This is a genomic window from Streptomyces sp. NBC_01591, assembly GCF_035918155.1.
GTDB lineage: Bacteria > Actinomycetota > Actinomycetes > Streptomycetales > Streptomycetaceae > Streptomyces.
On record NZ_CP109327.1, the window covers coordinates 6,746,138 to 6,763,974 of the forward strand.

Consider the following 17,837-nt stretch of genomic DNA (forward strand, 5'->3'; position numbering starts at 1 on the left):
TCCTCGTACCGGAACGGCGGATCACAGCAGGGGAGTGGCTAGGGCCAGGCGGCAGGGCGGACCGTCCCACCGCCACGCGGGGGCGAGGGCATCGGCCACACCGGCCGCGGTGTCGTCGCCCCGGAGAAAGGAACGGCCGGAGGAGAGGGTGCCCCACGCGGCGGCGGTGTAACGCTGTACGGGACTCGCGGAGCCGTCGACGTGCGGGTGGGCCCGGTCCAGCCGGGTCATGACCCGAATCCCGCGGGCCCGCAGGCTGTTCAGCTCGACCCGCCAGTCGGCACCGAGCGGACAGGACGGCACCATGTCGTGCTGCTCGGGCGGTCCGGGCGGGCGGCGGCCGACGATCAGCACGGCGCGCTCGGCGTCGGGGCGCAGGGTGCCGTTCGTCGGCGCCGTGGCGAGCCGGACCTTTCTGAGCGCGTCCTCCAGGGACGAGGCGGTGTCCTGTTCGCGCCGGGCGGGACGCCATCCGGCCAGGGCGGCGTGGGCCGCCATCGCGGGTCCGGGCGGGACCGTCAGCAGGAGCACGGAGCGGGGGGTGTAGCTGTTCTCGTGGATGACGTGGTCGTAGTGGCCCACGACGCCGACGCGGAGGCTGTTGCCGGAGCCCGGGCGGCGGGCCAGGGCCGCGATGACCTCCTGGGTGAAGGCCAGCCGCTCGGCGGTCTCCGCCGGTTCGGCACCGCTCATCTCGACGGTGAAGAAGACTTCCAGGGCAGGGGGCCGGATGATGCCGCGGGGGAGGCGACCGACGAGCGCGGAGATGTCCGGTGTGCGGCCGTCCGCGGTGCCGTTCGTCGCCCGGCCGCTCGGGGACCCGCCCGCCGGCCCGGCCAGGGTCACTTCCCCCGGTCCGTGCAGGACGAACGCCAGCCGCGCCGGAGCGAAGGCGGTGAGCGCCGTCCGCCGCGCGGACAGCACCACCGGTTCCGAGCCGTCCGTGCCCGCGTCGGCCAGCACGGGCAGTACCACCGGCACGCGGTCGGCGGGCCCGCCGTACACGGTGATCTCCGCGGTCGCGGTCTCCCCGTGCCGGAGTCGGTACCCGGCGGGAAAGAGCACATGGGTGTGCGTGCGTACCGCACCGGTCCCGGGGTCGACCCGGGCGAGCAACAGCGTGTGGTCGGCCGGCAGTGGCGCCGTACGCAGCGACTCGCGCACCGCGTCCGCCGTGTCGGTCCTGGGCGTACCGTCCGGCTCGGCGGGGTTCGCCGGCACCGGGCCGATCTCGGCCCGCAGCGGGTACGTGGCGCGAAGCAGGGCCACGGCCCGGTCCAGCAGGGTCCAGCCGGACCGGCGGTTCACCAGCACGATCGAGTGGGCGCACGAGGGCGGTACGAATTCCCGGAGCCACCGCGTCACCGCCGTGTCGAAATCCCGGCGGTCGGGCACCGGAAGCGTGCCGATTCCGCCCGCGAGCTGGAATCGAAGAAATTCCGGGCGGCGGTCGAGCGACGGAGCGGCCGATCCCCACTTCGTGGTTCCGGCGTCGGACTGCCGAGGTATTCCGCTCGCATCCGCGACGACCTTGATCACAGTTATGCAATCGGGAGTGAATTCGACGAACAACAATGCATCGATACGGCCGTTGACCAGGTCGGTGAGGGCTTGCCGCACCGGTGCGGAGTCATGCGCCGGGAGGTTTCCCGGGGAAGGGGGCCACTGCGCCGGAGTCCGTTCGCCGGGCTTCGCCGGTCCGCCTCGCAGCACCGACGCCGACCGCGCCCCGTGACCGGAGTCCGCGAAGGCCAGCTCCGTCGCCCGTATGTCCCAGGCGTGCTCGGCGGCCAGCAGCGCGGCGCGGGCGGCCTCCCGCTCCTTCTCGGACATTTCCCCCAGGACCGGATCCCCGTACATCCGCCATCCGCAGACTCCGCAGAGAACTCCGCCCTCGTCAGGTGTTCCGCAGACCGGACATCCTCGTTCGATCCTTCCGGTCAATGATCCTTACCCCCTGATCGCACAGTCGGCCGACCCTGTGAGGACCTGGTCGCGCGCTGATCGCCGTTCGGAACAGCAACTCGAATCATTCGGTTCCGGAGGGTTCATGCTGGCATAGGGCGAGCGGAATCAGTGAGCGTTTGGATGCGAAGAGTCAGTCGAACCGGCTTTGGGTTCGGAACGGCTTGAAATGAGTGCGCAATATGCCCTCAAATTGGTTCATTGGTCGAAAGGTTCGCCATTCATTTCATTTCGCTGAATCGAGTCCGAGGGCGAATGTGTGAAGAGCGGGTGCGGGCGCTCGGCAGGGGCCTGTGGCCTGCCCTTGGGCGGGACTCCTGGCGGATGGACGCCTGTGGGAAACTCGATCTTGCGCCGCGCCGCGCCGACCGGCCGCCGACCCACTGTCTGCCGGGTTCCGGTCAACCAGGTGCGAGGGTGCGTTCCGCACGCCTGTCACCTCGAAGGGAAGCTCTCCGGATGCGCATCGGCATCGTCGGCACCGACAACAGCCATGTGGACCAGATCGTCCGCCACCTCAACGTCGAGGAGGCCGGCGGCGACGCACGCGTGGTGGCTCTCAGCGGTGGGCGCGGCCGTCGCAACGACACGCTGGCGGCCACCGGAGGGATCGCGGAGATCGTCGACGCCCCCACCGGGCTGCTGGGACTGGTCGACGCCGTCATCGTCGCGGACCGGGACGGCGCGCACCACCGGGACCAGGCGATCCCGTTCCTGGCCGAGGGTCTTCCGGTGTTCGTCGACAAGCCCCTCGCCCGCACCGCTGCGGACGCCCGGGCCATGATCGACACCGCACGTGCCCATGACGCGCCGCTCACCTCGTCCTCGGCCCTCCGCTGGATTCCCGACACCGACGCACTGGTGGCCCGGTCGGCGCCGGGAGGAACGCCGCACATGGTCGTCGTGTCCGGGCCCGCCGATCCCGCCGGCGACCACGGCGGGATCTTCTTCTACGGCATTCACGCGGTGGACATCGCCCTCCGGCTGGCCCCCGGTGGGATCTCCGGCGTCCGGACGGACATCACCGACACCACGGTCACCGCGTCGTTCACCGCGGGCGACACCCGCGTCGTCGTGAACCTCGTCAAACCGGGCAGCACGGATCAGATCCCCTTCCACGGAATGACGTTCACCCGGGAGAGTATGGTCCAGCAGACCCTCACCCCGGGTGCGGACTACTGCGTACCCGGCCTCGAAGCGTTCCTGGCGATGGCGCGCACGGGCAGGCCGCCGATCGGCTACGGGGACCTGCTGCGCCCCATCGAGGTTCTGGAGTCCGTCGCCACCGCACTGAACCGCCGGTAAGGGGAGATCATGATCGAGAAAATTCTGCCGTCCCGGGTAGCGGTGGCAGAGGCGTTCTCCGACCTGCCCGATGCCGCGCTCCTGCCCGGTGAGGAGGAGCTGACCCGCGGCTTCGTGGAGAAACGGCTCAGGGAGTTCGCCACGGCGCGGCACTGCGCCCGCCGCGCCCTCGGATCGCTGGGCATCGCTCCCGTCCCCATCCTCAAAGGCGAACGAGGTGCCCCGCTCTGGCCGGAGGACACGGTCGGAAGCCTGACCCACTGCACCGGCTACCGCGCCGCCGTCGTAGCCCGCCGGACGGAGGTGCTCACCGTCGGCATCGACGCCGAAGGACACGCGCCGCTCCCCGGCGACGTGCACAACAACATCGCGCTGGTGACGGAGCAGCGGCGTGAGCGCGAACTGCGCCTGGCGCACCCGGGGATTCACTGGGACCGGCTGCTGTTCAGTGCGAAGGAGGCCGTGTACAAGGCCTGGTTCCCGCTCACCCACCGGTGGCTGGGCTTCGAGGAGGCCGACATCGAGCTCCGCCTGGACGGCAGCTTCACCGCCGAACTGCTGCTCTCCGACCCGGAGCCGGGGACCGGGACGGGGGAGTCGGCGGTGCCCACGGGTTTCCACGGCCGCTGGCTGGCCGAGGGTGGTCTGGTGCTGACCGCGATCGTCGTCGAGAACACCCCCGGCACTGTTCGGGGAACCGACGGGACGCTGCACGGAACGGGGTCGTAGGCCACGAGGAAGAGGTGGCGCGGGTCTCGTCCGGCGGGCGGGTGTTCCCGTAGCCTCTGTCCGCATGAGCGAAGATCACCCGGGCGAAGAGCGCAGGCGCGCACGTGAGTCGGGCATCCCCCTGACCGGTGAGCCGGGCCCGTGGAACGCGATCACGGACGTGCCCGGCGTCGAGGTCGGGTATGTCACCCTCGTCGACGGCGACGACGTACGCACCGGAGTGACCGCGCTGCTGCCGCGCGGCCGGGACGGTGTGGGCACCCCCTGCGCGGCCGGCTGGCACTCGTTCAACGGCAACGGTGAGATGACCGGGACCGCGTGGATCGAGGAGACCGGTTCGCTCGCCGTTCCGGTGGTCATCACCAACACCTACGCGGTCGGCCCGGTGCACCGCGGCGTGGTCGAGTGGGTGCGCGCCAACTGCCGGGGCATGGCGCCGGAGTGGCTGCTGCCGGTCGTCACGGAGACCTGGGACGGGCACCTCAACGACATCCACGGTCCGGCCGTCGAGTCCCGCCACGCGGGGGCCGCGATCGAGGCGGCGGCCTCCGGCCCGGTCGAGGAAGGGTGCGTCGGCGGCGGAACGGGGATGCGCTGTTACGGCTTCAAGGGCGGCTCGGGCACCGCGTCGCGCGTGGTGGAGTACGGCGAGGACCGGTACACCGTCGGGGTCTTCGTCCAGGCCAACTTCGGTGCGCGTCGCGAACTGGTGGTGGCCGGTGTGCCGGTGGGGCGTGAGCTGTCCGACCCGGTCGGGGCGCCGGCCCCCGCAGCGGTGCCCGACGGCGAGCGCCCGGTGCCGCCCGGGGCGGGCTCGGTGATCGTGGTGGTGGCGACCGATGCCCCGCTGCTGCCGGGGCAGTGCAAGGCGCTGGCCCGTCGGGCGACGCTCGGCCTGGCCCGTACCGGCACCACCGGCAGCCACTTCTCCGGAGACCTGTTCCTGGCCTTCTCCACGGCCAACCCGTCCGCGCTGACCAGTACGTTCCCGGAGGACGACGGCAGCGCGCCGTACGAGTCGATGCGCTTCGTCCCCTGGGGCCGGATGGACCCCTTCTACGGCGCGGTTGTCGAGTCGGTGGAGGAGGCGGTGCTCAATGTGCTCACCGGCGCGCACTCGATGACCGGCCGGGCCGGGCACCACGTCCCGGCGCTCCCGCTGGACCGGGTGACCGAGCTCCTGGCGGCCCGGGGGGCGGTGTCGTAACCCGTCGGCCGGGGGCGCGTACGGCCGCTCCGCGGCGGGCTCGCTGGCCCGGCACAGGTTCGTCGGCCATACTGCCCGCCGTGGAGCAGCGCATAGATCCGAACACTCAGCCCGGATACGCCGCAGGGACAGACCCGGCGTTCATCCCCGGTCTCACGGCCCCCGTCACGGCCAAGAAGCCGGATACGAGCCTGGAGCAGGAAGACCTGGAGCAGACAGAACAGGAACAGGCGGAGCCGGAACAGCCGGAGCCGGAAGGGGCCCGGGCGCGAGCGGCCGACGCCGTGGCTTCCGACGACGACGCGGCAGAGACCCCGGCGGACGAGAAGGAGGCAGCGGACGGGCCCGCGTTCGAGGCGAGCGACCGTCGCGGGTCGATCACCGCGGACCGTGAGGGCGTCCGGTTCCGGCTGGACGACCAGGAGGCCGAGTTCCGGTGGGACGAGATCGGCGCGGTCGAGGTGAAGATCCCCCGGTTCGGCCGCCGGTTCACCGTCACGGTCCATGTGTCGACCCGCCGGTGGTTCAACGCCGAGGTCGAGGCGCCGGCCAGGAGCAGCCTCAAGGGGTGGGCGGAGGAACTCGACGCGGTTCTGGACGCCTACTTCGAGGAGTCCTGATCGAGGAGTCCTGACCACGGCGGTGCGGTTCTGTGGGCCGGGCCGGCGGACGGGACGACCGCCGGCCCCTCACGGACCTCCGGCCGGATCGCGCGTGCGGCCGCGGAGCGCGTCGAGGATGTGGGGCCAGGCGGCTGCCCCGAGCGCCGCGTCCGCCGCGGTCGAACCTCCGTACAGGAACTGCGCGGAGGCGGGCGCCGGGCCCTCGCCCGGCAGCCGCGGGCGGTGGCCCGCGTCGGGGCTGCTGATGACCCGTACGGGCAGGCCGGCCGCCCTGCGGCGGGCGGCCAGCTCCTCGGCGTAGGGCAGCGAGGGCCACATCGCGTCGTCGCCGCCCGCGACGAGGACGAGTTCGGCGCCGGACCTCTCCACCGGGATCCTCGCCGCATCGACACGGTCGGCGAACGTCCGCCGGTTCTGCTCGTACCAGCCGAGGATGGCGACGGGAGCGCCCTCGGGCCGTGCGGGCGCGGGTGACCATGAGTCGTCATGGGGGACGAACGGCAGCGGCTCACCGCGCCAGGTCCAGGAGGACCGGTACGGCCGGCTATGTCCGTCCTGGCCGGGTCCGACATTTGCCCAGGTCAGCGAGGTGGGCGAGAGTGCCACCACGGCGTCGACACCGGGCAGGAGCACGGACAGGTGCAGGGCGGCCTCCGCGCCCTTGGACGTACCGAGGATGCCGATCCGCCGTGCGCCGCCCGCGCGGAGCACCTCGATCGCGGACTCGAACGTCTCCAGCGGGACCTCGCAGACGCCCGGTGGCTGTCCGGAGCTGCCGAACCAGCGGATCGACAGGGCGGCCATGCCCTCCCGGGCCAGGAGCCTGCACCGCTCCTCCTCGACGCGCCCGCTGGACCCGGAGAGCACCAGCACTCCGACCTCGGCGTCCACCGGGCCGCGCGCGGGCCTTGCGAGAAACCCCTCGCGAACGCCCCGGTGAGGCGCTTCATGAGGGGTTCCGTGAGCAGCCTCGCGAGCGCCTTCGCCGGGATCGCTGAATCTGCGCTCGACGATGTGCATCGGCCGGTCAGGCGTCCGTGAGCACGACCGAGCGGGTCAGGTGGCGGGGGCTGTCCGGGTCCAGACCGCGGGCGGCGGCACGGGCGACCGCCAGACGCTGCACGCGCACCAGCTCGGCCAGCGGGTCCAGGCCGCTCTCCACCCAGCGGGCGCCGGTCGCCAGCACCTGGTCCGCGAGCCCCTCGGGGGCGGTGCCGAACATCCAGGTCGCGGTGCCGGTGGTGGCGATGCTGATGGGACCGTGGCGGTACTCCATCGCCGGGTACGACTCGGTCCAGGACAGCGACGCCTCCTTCATCTTGAGCGCCGCCTCGTTGGCGAGCCCCGCCGTCCAGCCGCGACCGAGGAAGCTGAACTGGGTGCAGTCCACCAGGCCTTCGGGCAGCGGCTCGGCCAGTGCCGTCTCCGCGTCGCGCACCACGTCCTCGGTGTGCAGACCGAGGTGGGCGCGGAGCAGGGTGAGCGCGGTGGTGGCGAACCGGGTCTGCACGACGGACTGTTCGTCGGCGAAGTCGAGCACGACGATGTCGTCGGCGGCCGTCATGACCGGGGTGTTCGGGTCGGCGGAGATGGCCACTGTGCGGGTGGTACCACGGAGCCGGTCGAGCAGTTCCAGCACCTCGGTCGTGGTTCCCGAGCGGGTGAGGGCGACGACCCGGTCGTAGCCGCGGCCGAACGGGAACTCCGAGGCGGCGAAGGCGTCGGACTCGCCCTGACCGGACTCCTCGCGGAGCGCGGCGTACGCCTGAGCCATGTAGAACGAGGTGCCGCAGCCGACGACCGCGATGCGCTCGCCGGTGGCGGGCAGAGCGGCCGACTGCGTCTGGGCCAGCTCGGCGGCGCGACGCCAGCATTCCGGCTGACTGGCGGTCTCGATCTCGACAAATGACACTTTTGCACTCCGTACTCGTAGTGTGATGCTTGTTTAAGCACGCTATACGCGATCTGTGAGCATTATCAAGCATCCTGCGTGCAGGAGGCTTGACTGGGCGGAGCCTTGTGCGACGCTTGCGCGTGTCCGGTGACCGTACCCAAGGGGATGGGTGCCCGAAGCCCGGGTTCGTAAGGAGAGTTGCCTTGTCCAGGGATGCCCGGTGGAACGCGCTGCTGGAACTTGTCGGTAAGAACGGCCGGGTGGACGTCGAGGAAGCCGCCACGGCGCTGGATGTCTCGGCCGCGACCATCCGCCGTGACCTGGATCAGCTCGCCGAGCAGCAGTTGCTCACCCGTACCCGTGGCGGCGCGGTGGCGCACGGAGTCAGCTACGAACTGGCCCTGCGCTACAAGACCGGTCGCCATGCCCCGGAGAAGCAGGCCATCGGCCGCGCGGTCTCCGAGCTGGTGGCGGTGGGCGAGGTGGTGGGGCTGACCGGCGGCACGACGCTGACCGAGGTGGCCCGTTCGCTGGCGGTGCGCTCCGATGTCGTCGGTGATGGCACGGCCGGGCCGGGCGGCCAGCCGACCCTGACCGTGGTCACCAACGCCCTCAACATCGCCAACGAGCTGGTGATCCGGCCGCAGATCAAGATCGTGGTGACCGGCGGGGTGGCCAGGCCGCAGTCGTACGAGCTGACGGGCCCGCTGGCCAGCGGGGTGCTGGGCGAGATCACGCTGGATGTCGCCGTGCTGGGCGTCAACGCGATCGACACCGAGCGCGGTGCGTACGTCCACCACGAGGGTGAGGCCAGCATCAACCGGCTGCTCGCCCAGCAGGCGCAACGGGTGGTCGTGGCCGCCGACTCCTCGAAGATCGGCAAGCGGGCCTTCGCCCGGGTCTGCGATCTGGGGCAGGTCGACTTCCTGGTCACCGACAAGGGGATCACTCCCGAGGCGACCGCCCGCTTCACGGAGGCCGGCGTCACCGTCATCGCTGTATGAGGTGACACCGGCCCGTCCGGCGGCGGACGGTAATCGCCGGTCGCGCGTCGGGGCCCTTCCGTACTCGTTCTGCGCCTCTGGCATGCCCGATTGCGGCTTCGATGGAGTCGAATCGAACCTGGCCAAGGCTTCGAATGTTCTTAGTTGTTCATTACTTGCGAGAAATGAACAACTCTTGCCATCGGGGTGCATGTCGTGAACTATGTGGCTGTCGCCGCGAGGGAGCAACGGCTGCCGCAGTCGGAAGTCTCCGCCCGCACCACCCGTACAGACAGAAGGGACCCCCGTGTCAGACCTGCGACTCGGCGTCATCGGGCTCGGCCTGCGCCGTTCCATCGCGACGTCCGCCCACCACCCCGGACAGGGCTCGGCGATCACCGCCGTCTGCGACCTGGACCCCGAGGTGCGCCGACGCGAGGCCGAGAGCTTCGGCACCGATGTCGCGGTCGAGGACTACAAGCTGCTCCTCGGCCGGGACGACCTCGACGCGGTCATCGTCGCGACTCCGGACGACACCCACGAGACCATCGCCATCGACGCGCTGCGGGCCGGCAAGGCCGTCTTCGTCGAGAAGCCGCTCGGGATCACCGTCGAGAGCTGCGACAACATCCTGCGTGCCGCGTACGAGACCGGGACCCGGCTGTACGTCGGGCACAACATGCGCCACATGGGCGTCGTGCGGCTGATGCGCGACATCGTCGCCCGCGGCGACATCGGCGAGCCCAAGGCCGTGTGGGTGCGGCACTTCGTCGGCTACGGCGGTGACTACTACTTCAAGGACTGGCACGCCGACCGGACCCGCACCACCGGCCTGCTGCTCCAGAAGGCCGCGCACGACATCGATGTCCTGCACTGGCTGGCCGGCGGCTACACCCGCCGTGTCAACGCGCTCGGCGACCTCCTCGTCTACGGCGACCTGCCGCGCCGCGAGGCGGACACCCCGCGCCCGGCGAACTGGCTGCGCGAGTTCGACTGGCCGCCGACGGCCCGCAAGGACCTGCACCACATCGTGGACGTCGAGGACGTCTCGGTGATGAACATGCAACTCGACAACGGCGTCGTGGCCGCCTACCAGCAGTGCCACTTCACCCCCGACTACTGGCGGAACTACACCGTCATCGGCACCGAGGGCCGGCTGGAGAACTTCGGTGACAGCCCCGGTGACGAGGTCAAGGTCTGGAACACCGGTCCCAGTGGATACCGCGCCGAGGCCGACATCACCTACCGGGTGCCGGAAGCCAAGGGCTCGCACGGCGGCGGGGACAGCCGGATCATGGAGGAGTTCTGCCGGTTCGTCCGCGACGGCGGCGTCACCGACACCTCGCCGGTCGCCGCCCGGATGAGCGTCGCCGCCGGTGTGCTCGCGACCCGGTCCCTGCGCGAGGGCGGTGCGCCGTTCGAGGTGCCGGCCCTCGACCCGGAGCTGATCGCCTACTTCGAGGGCGGTCAGGTCCGCTAGCGCGACGGGTGCGACTGGTTCGCCGCCCGGGAGACCTTCGGGGACAGTGCCTTGCGGCACCGTTCCCGAAGGTCTCTCCGTACGACTGTTTTCGGCCATGCTCGGTGGGTAATCGGCTCATTCCGGTTTGGCGGCCGCTCGGCAGGTGTTCGCCGCGACGTGTGACGCCGTCGGGTGAATTGGGTGGAATCATCCGGAAGGTGACAGGTGGGGGCAGGGTATGCCGGTATCGCAGGGTCACCGTGGCCCCGTCATCGGGGAGCCCGAGGGTAGATTTTGCGCCAATGGAATGCCATGGTGGCCGAGTTCGAACGCGTGGCCGGATCTCGGTCGGCATAATCGCGTCCATGTCGATCACGGGTGGAGACGTCGTTGACCTGGGGCGGGGCCTGTACGCATGGCTCCCGCCGAAACGGGGCTGGGGGCTGGCGAACTGCGGTCTGCTCGTCTCGCCTCGCGGTGCGCTCTGGATCGACACCCCGTACGACGCCGTGCTGGCCGGCCAGTTCCTGGCCGAGTCCGAGAAGCGGCTGCCCGACGGCGTCCACATCGATCGGGTGATCGTCACCCATGCGAACGGGGACCACTTCTGGGGCGCGGGCGTACTCCCGGACGCGGAGATCATCGCGACCCGCGAGGCCCGCGAGCACATCCACTACGAGCCCACGCCGAAGCAGCAGCATGCCCTCGTCACCGCCGGCGATCCGGCCACCCCGCTCGGCGGCTATCTCGCGCGTCACTTCGGCCCCTTCGACTGGTCGCAGACCGATCCGGTGGTGCCGACCACCTACTTCACGGGCGAGCTCGAACTGACCCTGGGGGAGTACCCGGTCCAGATCTCCGCGCTGCCGTCCGCGCACACCACCGGCGACCTGATGGTCCATCTGCCCGCGCAGGGTGCCGTGTTCACCGGGGACGTCATCTTCTCCTCCACCCCGGGGCAGTCGGGCGACCACCCGGTGCACTGGGCGGGTCCGCTGAGCAATGTGATCTCGGCCTGCGAACGCGTGCTGGCCACCGGCGCCGAGACCGTCGTACCGGGACACGGTCCGATTCTCGACCGGGCCGGGGTGCGCGATCACATCGTGTATCTGGAGTACGTGCGCGAGCGCGCCCACGCCTTCCACGCGGCCGGGATCCCCGCCGTCGAGGCCGCCCGCCGGGTGATCGGCGAGGGACGCCACCCGGAACTTGGCCTTCCCGAGCGGCTGGTGGTGACCATCGGCAGCGAGTACCGGCAGCTCGACGGCTCCGAACTGCCCGGAGTGCTCCAGGTGATGACCGAGGTCGCCGTGGTCGCTCAAGAATTGGAGCAGCCGCATGCGCCGGCAGGACCCGTGGCGCAGTAGGCGGAGCTCTCGCCGACGCTTCGGCCGGAAGACCGATCCGTTTCGCCCGGAAGACCGACCCGACAACAGAAACGCGGTGACGGCATGGGATGGATAGTGGCGGTGATCGCCGTCGCCGCTGCCGTGGCGGCAATGGTCCACGCGGAGAACATGGCGCGCGCCCAACGTATCGCCGTGGCCCGCGCCGAGCTGGCCGAACGCCAGTCGAAGGCCGCCGAGGCCCGTACCGCGGCCCTCACTGAAGAGATCCGCCAGCTGGCCCGCGAGCGGATACCCGCCGCCGCGCTCGCCCTCTCCCACCCCACCGCCAAGGTCCCCGGACTGCGCGGGGCGGCCGAGGTCGACGGCGATTCCGCGCGGCTGCTCACCGAGGCGGTGCAGGCCGCCCGCAAGGCCGTCGTCGAGGAGCGCGGGCGGGTCGACGCGGCCGCCCGCGCGGCGATGCGCGGCACCTCCGCCAAGATCCAGTCCCTGCTCAACCAGTCCCAGCAGCTGTTGCACGAGCTCCAGCACGAGTACGACGACCCGCGCATCCTGCAACTGGACTTCCGCAACGAACTGGCGCTGCGGCGTACCCAGGCCACCGCGGTGCTCTGCGATGCCTGGCCCGGCCTCGCCCGCCAGAACTCGCCGCTCGTCGAGATCGTGCTCGGCGCCCAGTCCCGGGTCGCCGGCTACGAACGCGTCAAGGTCGCCAACCATCTGCGCGACGAACGGCTCGCGCTCGTCGCCCGCGCCGCCGAACCCCTCGCCATCGCAATGGCCGAACTGCTGGCCAACGCCACCGCCTACTCGCACCCCGACACCGACGTCCAGGTCACCCTCCAGCAGAGCGGCGGCCGCGGCGCGTTCCTGGTGGTCGACGACGCGGGCATCGGCATGGACGACGACGCGCTCGACCGGGCACGGGCCCTGCTGGCGGGCCCGCCCGAAGTCCTCCTGACCGAGCTGGGCGATCCGCCGCAGACCGGCTTCGCCGTCGTCGGCCGACTGGCGCTCCAGTACGGCTTCAACTGCCACATCGAGGCATCGCCGTTCGGCGGCATGCGTACGATCCTGCGCGTTCCCGCCCATCTGCTGACCGTGATGGAGGACGACCACAGCCTCTCCGCCCTCGCCCCGAAGCCGGTGCAGGCGCACGCCACTCCCACGGTTCCCGCCCCGGCCGAGCCGGAGACCGCCCCCGTGCCGCAACCCGCCGGCGGGCAGGCACCCGCGCTGCCCAGCCGACGCCGACGCGCACCACGTCCGGCCCCGGCCCGCCCCGCGTCCGCCGACGCCGTCCCGGAGCGCGAACAGGTGCCCCGTACACCCGAGCAGGCCGGGGCTTCCTGGGCGGCACTCCAGCAGGGCACCCTCAACGGCAGGAGCGTCGCCGGGCCGCCATCGGCACCGGCACCGGACGACCACGACCACCCGGACGACCGGGACGACGAAGGAGACGACCAGACGTGAGCGCCCCCACTTCCACCACCGGTGACCTCGCATGGGTGCTGACCCCGCTGCTGGAACTGCCCGGAGTCCAGCACGCCGTGGTCGCCACCGGCGACGGCCTCGTCGAGGGCGCGTCGCCCGGCCTGGACCGGGCGTCCGGCGAGCGGGTCGCCGCCATGACCGCCACGCTGCACGCCGCGGCACGCGCGTTCACCACGGCCTTCACCGATGTCGAGGCACCGCGCCTGGCCCAGACGGTCGTCGAGTCCGACCAGGGCTTCGCCATCGTCGTACCGGCCGGGAACAACACCACACTCGCCCTGTTCGCGGAACCCGGGGCCAAGCTCGGCGACATCGCGTACCAGATGCAGGTGCAGGTCACCGCCCTGACCCGGGCGATGAACGCACCCGCCCGCCTGCCGGACACCGCCGCCCGGCCATGACCTCCGGCCCGGGGCGCCGTCTGATACCCGCCTACCTGGTCACCGGCGGCCGGACCCGGCCCGCCGGTCCCGCGCTCGACCGGCTCGACGTACTCGTACGCGCCGACACCGAGCTGCCCCCGGACACCGGCTCGGAACAGCGCAGGCTGTGCGAGCTGCTCGAACCGGGGGCGCTCACCGTCGTCGAATGCGCGGCCCACCTGGACCTGCCGGTCAGCGCCACCGTCTTCCTGGCCACGGACCTCGCGGCCGCCGGACATCTGCACACCCGACCGCCCATCCCCAGTGCCGGGGAGATCGACCGGTCGCTCGTCGAGAGGCTGCTCGTTGGACTCCGCTCCCTCCACTGACCGCACCGGCATCGGCTATCTGCCGCCGACCGCCCGGACCCTGATGAAGCTCGTCGTCACGGGCCCGTTCGGCGTCGGCAAGACCACCCTGATCCGTACGCTGTCGGAGATCGCCACGCTCCACACCGAAGAGGCGATGACCCAGTCCAGCACCCGGCTCGACGACACCGCCGGACTGCCGGACAAGACCACGACCACCGTCGCCATCGACTTCGGCCGGCTCACCGTCCTGGACGACTTGGTGCTCTACATGTTCGGCACCCCCGGCCAGCAGCGGTTCCTGCCGCTCTGGGAGGACATCGCGCGCGGTGCGCTCGGCGCACTCGTCCTGGTCGACACCCGCAGGCTCGCCGACTCCTTCGCGGTCATGGACATGGTCGAGGAGCAGGGCCTGCCGTACGCGGTCGCGGTCAACCGTTTCCCCGACGCCCCCGCCCACGCCGACGAGGTCCTGCGCAAACACCTCGACCTCGCCCCCGAGACCCCGCTGGTGCAGTGCGACGCCCGCGAACGCCGCGGCAGCATCGACGCGCTGATCGCACTGGCCGAGCACGTGCTCACCCGGATGCCCAGGCCCGAGGAACCGTCATGACATACGCACAGCCGCCGGAGCCCCTCGCCCTGTACGGTCCGGAATTCGCCGCCGACCCGCAGAGCCACTACCGGCGCCTGCGCGAACACGGCCCGCTCGCGCCCGTCCGGCTCGCCCCCGGCATCGACGCCCTGCTGGTCACCGACTACCAGGCCGCCGTCGACCTGCTGCGCGACACCCACACCTTCACCAAGGACCCGCGCGCCTGGCAGGCCACCGTCCCCGACGACTCGCCGGTCCTGCCCGTGCTCGGCTACCGGCCCACCGCGCTCTTCAGCGACGGCGACGTGCACGCCCGCTACCGCGACGCCATCAATGACAGCCTCGCCCTGATCGAGCCGCACATCCTGCGGGCCGAGGTCACCCGGGTCGCCCAGCGGCTGATCGGCGAATTCGCCGCCACCGGAAGCGGCGATCTCATCGCCCAGTACGCCCGACGGCTTCCGGTGCACGTCTTCGTCACCTGGTTCGGCGTGGAGCCGGGCGACGGCGAACGCATCGTCAACGGCATCTCCGGCATGTTCAACTCCGCCGAGGACGCCGCCACCGCGTACGCCGACCTCGTCGAGGTCGTCACCGAACTGGTCGCCGACCGTCGCGCCCGGCCGCGCCGCGACCTCACCTCGTACCTCCTCGGCCACCCGGCCAATCTGGACAATGACGAGACTGTGCGTCAGATCACCTTGATCATGAGCGCGGGCCACGATCCGACGACGAATCTGATCGGCAACGCGCTGCTGCACATGCTCACCGACGCCCGGTACGCCGGTTCGCTGCACGGCGGCGCGATGACGGCGCACGAGGCGATCAACGAGGTCCTCTGGCAGGACCCGCCGCTGGCCAATCTCGCGGCCCACTACCCGCGGCACGACACGGAGTTCCACGGCGTGCGGCTGCGCGCGGGACAACTCCTCCTGGTCTCCTACGCCGCGGCCAACACCCGCTCGGCACCCGGCCTTTCGGACCCCGCGGTCCGCTCCGGGGCCAGCGCCCACCTCGCCTGGTCCGCGGGTCCGCACCGGTGCCCGGCGAAGCAGCCGGCGCTGCTCATCGCCATGACCGCGATCGAGCAGCTCACCAGTCAGCTGTGCGACGCCGAACTGGCCGTTGCGGCCAGTGCTCTGAAGTGGCGTCCGGGACCGTTCCACCGTGCGCTGGTCCGGCTTCCGGTACGGTTCACCCCCGTCGACATGAGTGCGGAAGCACACCGGCACCGGACCGCCGGGGAAGCGGCGGACGGGCCGCCGGCGGTGTCGATCGGCCCATGAACCGTGTCGGTGGTACGCCGAACGGGTGAGTGGCGAGAGAATTGCCCGATGAACAGCGAGCGCAGCCGGCGCAACGCCAACCGAAGCACAGACGGGGTGGTCCGGTGAGCAGGTACGACAGGTACGACGTCACGGACGAGCAGTGGGAGGGGCTTGCCCAGGTCGTACCTCTGCGCAGCCGCAACGAGTGGCCGTCCAGGGTGGATCACCGCACGGTTTCCGACGAGAACGAAGCGGCCGAACAGCGGCGCCTCGTCGTGCTGCGGGTCCAGGTCTTCGCGGACGCACGGGAGGTGGCCGAGTATCTGGTCGCGCAGATTCCGGTGCTGCTCGATCTGACCAGCGCCGAGACGGATGTGGCCAAACGCATCCTGGACTTCACCAGCGGGGTGGTCTTCGGCCTCGGCAGCGGAATGCACCGGGTCGACCGGAATGTCTTCCTGCTGTCCCCGGTCGGCATGGAGGTCGAGGGAGTCACGGCAGCGGGCCTCCCCGGTTCGTAGGAGGGCCGCCGGGGCCGGGGGTGGGGCGGTTCGCGTGGGGCGGGGTGGGGCGGTTCGCGTACCCCGATCGTAGGAAGGTCGTTCAGGCGGAACGGTTCGCCGGGCCGCGGCCCGCATACCGTCCGGCCATGACTGCACTGTGCCCGGGGGCCACCCCACCACCGTCCGCCGGTACCTCAGCGTCCGGTGATGTGGCCGCCGCTGCTCGCAGGCCGGCCCGCTCCGCCGGGCCCGTCGTCACCGAGCTGCGGCTGTCCGCCTTCGCCTCGCATCGGGGTGCCACCTTCCCCATCGGCCCGGTCACACTCTTCGGCGGGCCCGGCGACAGCGGCAAATCGAGCGCGTTGCGGGCGTACGAGGCGCTGGCGCGGCTCGGCAGCGGAGACCCGCTGGACGAGGTGTTCCCGGACCCGGCTGCCTGCGTACCGGAGAGGGCCGCGGCCGATGCGCAGGGGCGCCGCGGTTTCCGGATCGGCTGCACGGCGGACGGCCCGGCGGGACCGGTACGGCTCGACGTCGCCGTCCAGGCGGAGCCCACGCTCCGCATCGTGGGTGAACGGCTCACCGGTGGCGGCGAGACCCTGCTCACCACCGCGTTGCGCGACCCGGGGCGTGCCACGGTCCAGGCGGCCTGGCACACCGCCGGCGCGGTCCCGGTGACGCGTGCGCCGCTGCCGGACGACCGTCTCGGCGCGGCCCTGCTGCCGTTGCGGGTCGCGGGCGGGACCGAGGGGCAGTTACGGGTCCTGGCCGCCGCCGAACAGACGGTGGTGGCCCTGCGGTCGGTCTTCGCCTGCGAACCGCAACCGCTGCGGATGCGTGCCCCCGTGCCGGCCGGTGACGGCAGGCTGCGACGCGGCTGCGACAACCTCGCGGCAGTGCTGGCGCGCACACACGCAGTGCGCCCAGCGCCAGGCCCGGCTGGTCGCCGCGGCACACGCCGGATGCGCGGGGCCGGTGACCGCGCTGGGCGTCGAACGGCTCAAGGACGGAGCGCTGCGCGCGACGCTCGGGCGGGGCCGAGGGGTGGCCACCCCGGTCGGGTGGCTCGGGGACGGCGAGCTGAGATATCTCGCGCTCGCCCTCGTGGTGCTCACCGGCCCCGGAGTGCTGGCGGTGGACGCCGCGAGGGAGGTGCCGTCGGCCATGCAGACCCTCACCGTGCTGGCCGACGGGCTCGACCGGGACCTGGACGGCAGGCAATTGCGCGAACTGCTCTCCCTGGCCACGTCGATCGGGGCGGCCGGGCACCTCAGGCTGGTCGGGACGGTCACGGAGTCGGGCGCGGCACGGGCCCGGGAGACGCCCGGGGTGACGGTGGTAGACCTGGAGCCGTGACAGAACTTGATGTACAGGCCCTGCAGCGACGGCTCGCCGCGTTCGCGGCCGCACGGGACTGGGAGCAGTACCACACCCCGAAGAACCTGGCGGCGGCGTTGAGCGTCGAGGCGTCCGAACTGGTGGAGATCTTCCAGTGGTTGACGCCGGAGGAGTCGGCTCGGGTGATGGAGAGATCCGAGACGGCGCACCGGGTGGCGGATGAGGTCGCTGATGTTCTCGCGTATCTGCTGCAGTTCTGCGAGGTACTGGGGATCGATGTGCTCACGGCACTGTCGGAGAAGATCGACCGGAACGAGTCCCGATTCCCGGTGCCGGGACGCCAGGACTCCCCGGAACCCAGCGACCGTCACTCTTCGGAGTGATCAACTTGT

17 protein-coding genes and 1 pseudogene are annotated in these 17,837 nt (G+C 71.4%); 15 read left to right on the plus strand and 3 right to left on the minus strand.

The genetic code is table 11. The features are described 5' to 3' along the window. Window positions 1–21: 21 nt before the first annotated feature. Window positions 22–1,833 carry a hypothetical protein gene (locus OG978_RS30980; protein ID WP_326768350.1) on the minus strand — a complete coding sequence of 604 codons (1,812 nt, stop codon included), beginning with the start codon at window positions 1,831–1,833 and terminating at the stop codon, window positions 22–24. 591 nt (window positions 1,834–2,424) lie between these two features. Between OG978_RS30980 and OG978_RS30985 the strand changes: the two genes are divergently transcribed. The 4 genes from OG978_RS30985 (at window position 2,425) to OG978_RS31000 (ending at window position 5,826) form a co-directional block, all read left to right on the plus strand. Next, window positions 2,425–3,270 carry a Gfo/Idh/MocA family protein gene (locus OG978_RS30985; RefSeq protein WP_326768351.1) on the plus strand — a complete coding sequence of 282 codons (846 nt, stop codon included), beginning with the start codon at window positions 2,425–2,427 and terminating at the stop codon, window positions 3,268–3,270. Between the two features lie 9 nt (window positions 3,271–3,279). Continuing rightward, window positions 3,280–3,999 (plus strand): 4'-phosphopantetheinyl transferase family protein, encoded by a 720-nt coding sequence (locus tag OG978_RS30990; RefSeq protein ID WP_326768352.1) that lies wholly within the window; start codon window positions 3,280–3,282, stop codon window positions 3,997–3,999. Window positions 4,000–4,063: 64 nt separating this feature from the next. Beyond that, on the plus strand, window positions 4,064–5,206 hold the full coding sequence (locus OG978_RS30995) for a DmpA family aminopeptidase (RefSeq protein ID WP_326768353.1): 1,143 nt from the start codon (window positions 4,064–4,066) through the stop codon (window positions 5,204–5,206). 80 nt (window positions 5,207–5,286) lie between these two features. Beyond that, the gene (locus OG978_RS31000) at window positions 5,287–5,826 is read left to right on the plus strand and encodes a hypothetical protein (RefSeq protein WP_326768354.1); all 540 of its coding nucleotides are present in this window, start codon (window positions 5,287–5,289) and stop codon (window positions 5,824–5,826) included. A gap of 69 nt (window positions 5,827–5,895) precedes the next feature. On the opposite strand, the gene OG978_RS31005 is transcribed toward OG978_RS31000, so the two are convergent. Next, window positions 5,896–6,720 (minus strand): acyl-CoA thioester hydrolase/BAAT C-terminal domain-containing protein, encoded by an 825-nt coding sequence (locus tag OG978_RS31005; RefSeq protein ID WP_326768355.1) that lies wholly within the window; start codon window positions 6,718–6,720, stop codon window positions 5,896–5,898. Between the two features lie 136 nt (window positions 6,721–6,856). Then, the gene (locus tag OG978_RS31010; protein WP_326768356.1) at window positions 6,857–7,741 is read right to left on the minus strand and encodes an SIS domain-containing protein; all 885 of its coding nucleotides are present in this window, start codon (window positions 7,739–7,741) and stop codon (window positions 6,857–6,859) included. Between the two features lie 185 nt (window positions 7,742–7,926). Between OG978_RS31010 and OG978_RS31015 the strand changes: the two genes are divergently transcribed. The 11 genes and pseudogenes from OG978_RS31015 (at window position 7,927) to OG978_RS31065 (ending at window position 17,828) form a co-directional block, all read left to right on the plus strand. Next, window positions 7,927–8,727, plus strand: a complete 801-nt coding sequence (locus OG978_RS31015; RefSeq protein WP_326768357.1) for a DeoR/GlpR family DNA-binding transcription regulator — start codon at window positions 7,927–7,929, stop codon at window positions 8,725–8,727. A 286-nt stretch (window positions 8,728–9,013) separates the two neighbouring features. Continuing rightward, complete coding sequence (locus OG978_RS31020) at window positions 9,014–10,186, plus strand: Gfo/Idh/MocA family protein (protein ID WP_326768358.1); 1,173 nt, start codon at window positions 9,014–9,016, stop codon at window positions 10,184–10,186. A gap of 347 nt (window positions 10,187–10,533) precedes the next feature. After that, window positions 10,534–11,535, plus strand: coding sequence for an MBL fold metallo-hydrolase (locus OG978_RS31025; RefSeq protein ID WP_326768359.1), 1,002 nt, complete (start codon window positions 10,534–10,536; stop codon window positions 11,533–11,535). Between the two features lie 84 nt (window positions 11,536–11,619). After that, the gene (locus tag OG978_RS31030) at window positions 11,620–12,990 is read left to right on the plus strand and encodes an ATP-binding protein (RefSeq protein ID WP_326768360.1); all 1,371 of its coding nucleotides are present in this window, start codon (window positions 11,620–11,622) and stop codon (window positions 12,988–12,990) included. Then, complete coding sequence (locus OG978_RS31035) at window positions 12,987–13,412, plus strand: roadblock/LC7 domain-containing protein (protein ID WP_266729168.1); 426 nt, start codon at window positions 12,987–12,989, stop codon at window positions 13,410–13,412. The genes OG978_RS31030 and OG978_RS31035 overlap by 4 nt, the downstream gene beginning before the upstream one ends. Further along, complete coding sequence (locus tag OG978_RS31040; protein ID WP_072485915.1) at window positions 13,409–13,762, plus strand: DUF742 domain-containing protein; 354 nt, start codon at window positions 13,409–13,411, stop codon at window positions 13,760–13,762. The genes OG978_RS31035 and OG978_RS31040 overlap by 4 nt, the downstream gene beginning before the upstream one ends. Next, on the plus strand, window positions 13,740–14,354 hold the full coding sequence (locus tag OG978_RS31045) for a GTP-binding protein (RefSeq protein ID WP_326768361.1): 615 nt from the start codon (window positions 13,740–13,742) through the stop codon (window positions 14,352–14,354). The genes OG978_RS31040 and OG978_RS31045 overlap by 23 nt, the downstream gene beginning before the upstream one ends. Beyond that, window positions 14,351–15,622 carry a cytochrome P450 gene (locus OG978_RS31050; RefSeq protein ID WP_326768362.1) on the plus strand — a complete coding sequence of 424 codons (1,272 nt, stop codon included), beginning with the start codon at window positions 14,351–14,353 and terminating at the stop codon, window positions 15,620–15,622. Before OG978_RS31045 ends, OG978_RS31050 begins: the two co-directional genes overlap by 4 nt. 104 nt (window positions 15,623–15,726) lie before the next feature. Beyond that, entirely contained in the window at window positions 15,727–16,125 is a 399-nt protein-coding gene (locus OG978_RS31055; protein ID WP_326768363.1) for a cell division protein SepF, read from the plus strand. Window positions 16,126–16,253: 128 nt separating this feature from the next. After that, window positions 16,254–17,463 (plus strand): annotated as a pseudogene (locus OG978_RS31060) (ATP-binding protein). Next, window positions 17,460–17,828, plus strand: a complete 369-nt coding sequence (locus tag OG978_RS31065; protein WP_326768364.1) for a nucleotide pyrophosphohydrolase — start codon at window positions 17,460–17,462, stop codon at window positions 17,826–17,828. Before OG978_RS31060 ends, OG978_RS31065 begins: the two are co-directional and overlap by 4 nt. Window positions 17,829–17,837 lie beyond the last annotated feature (9 nt).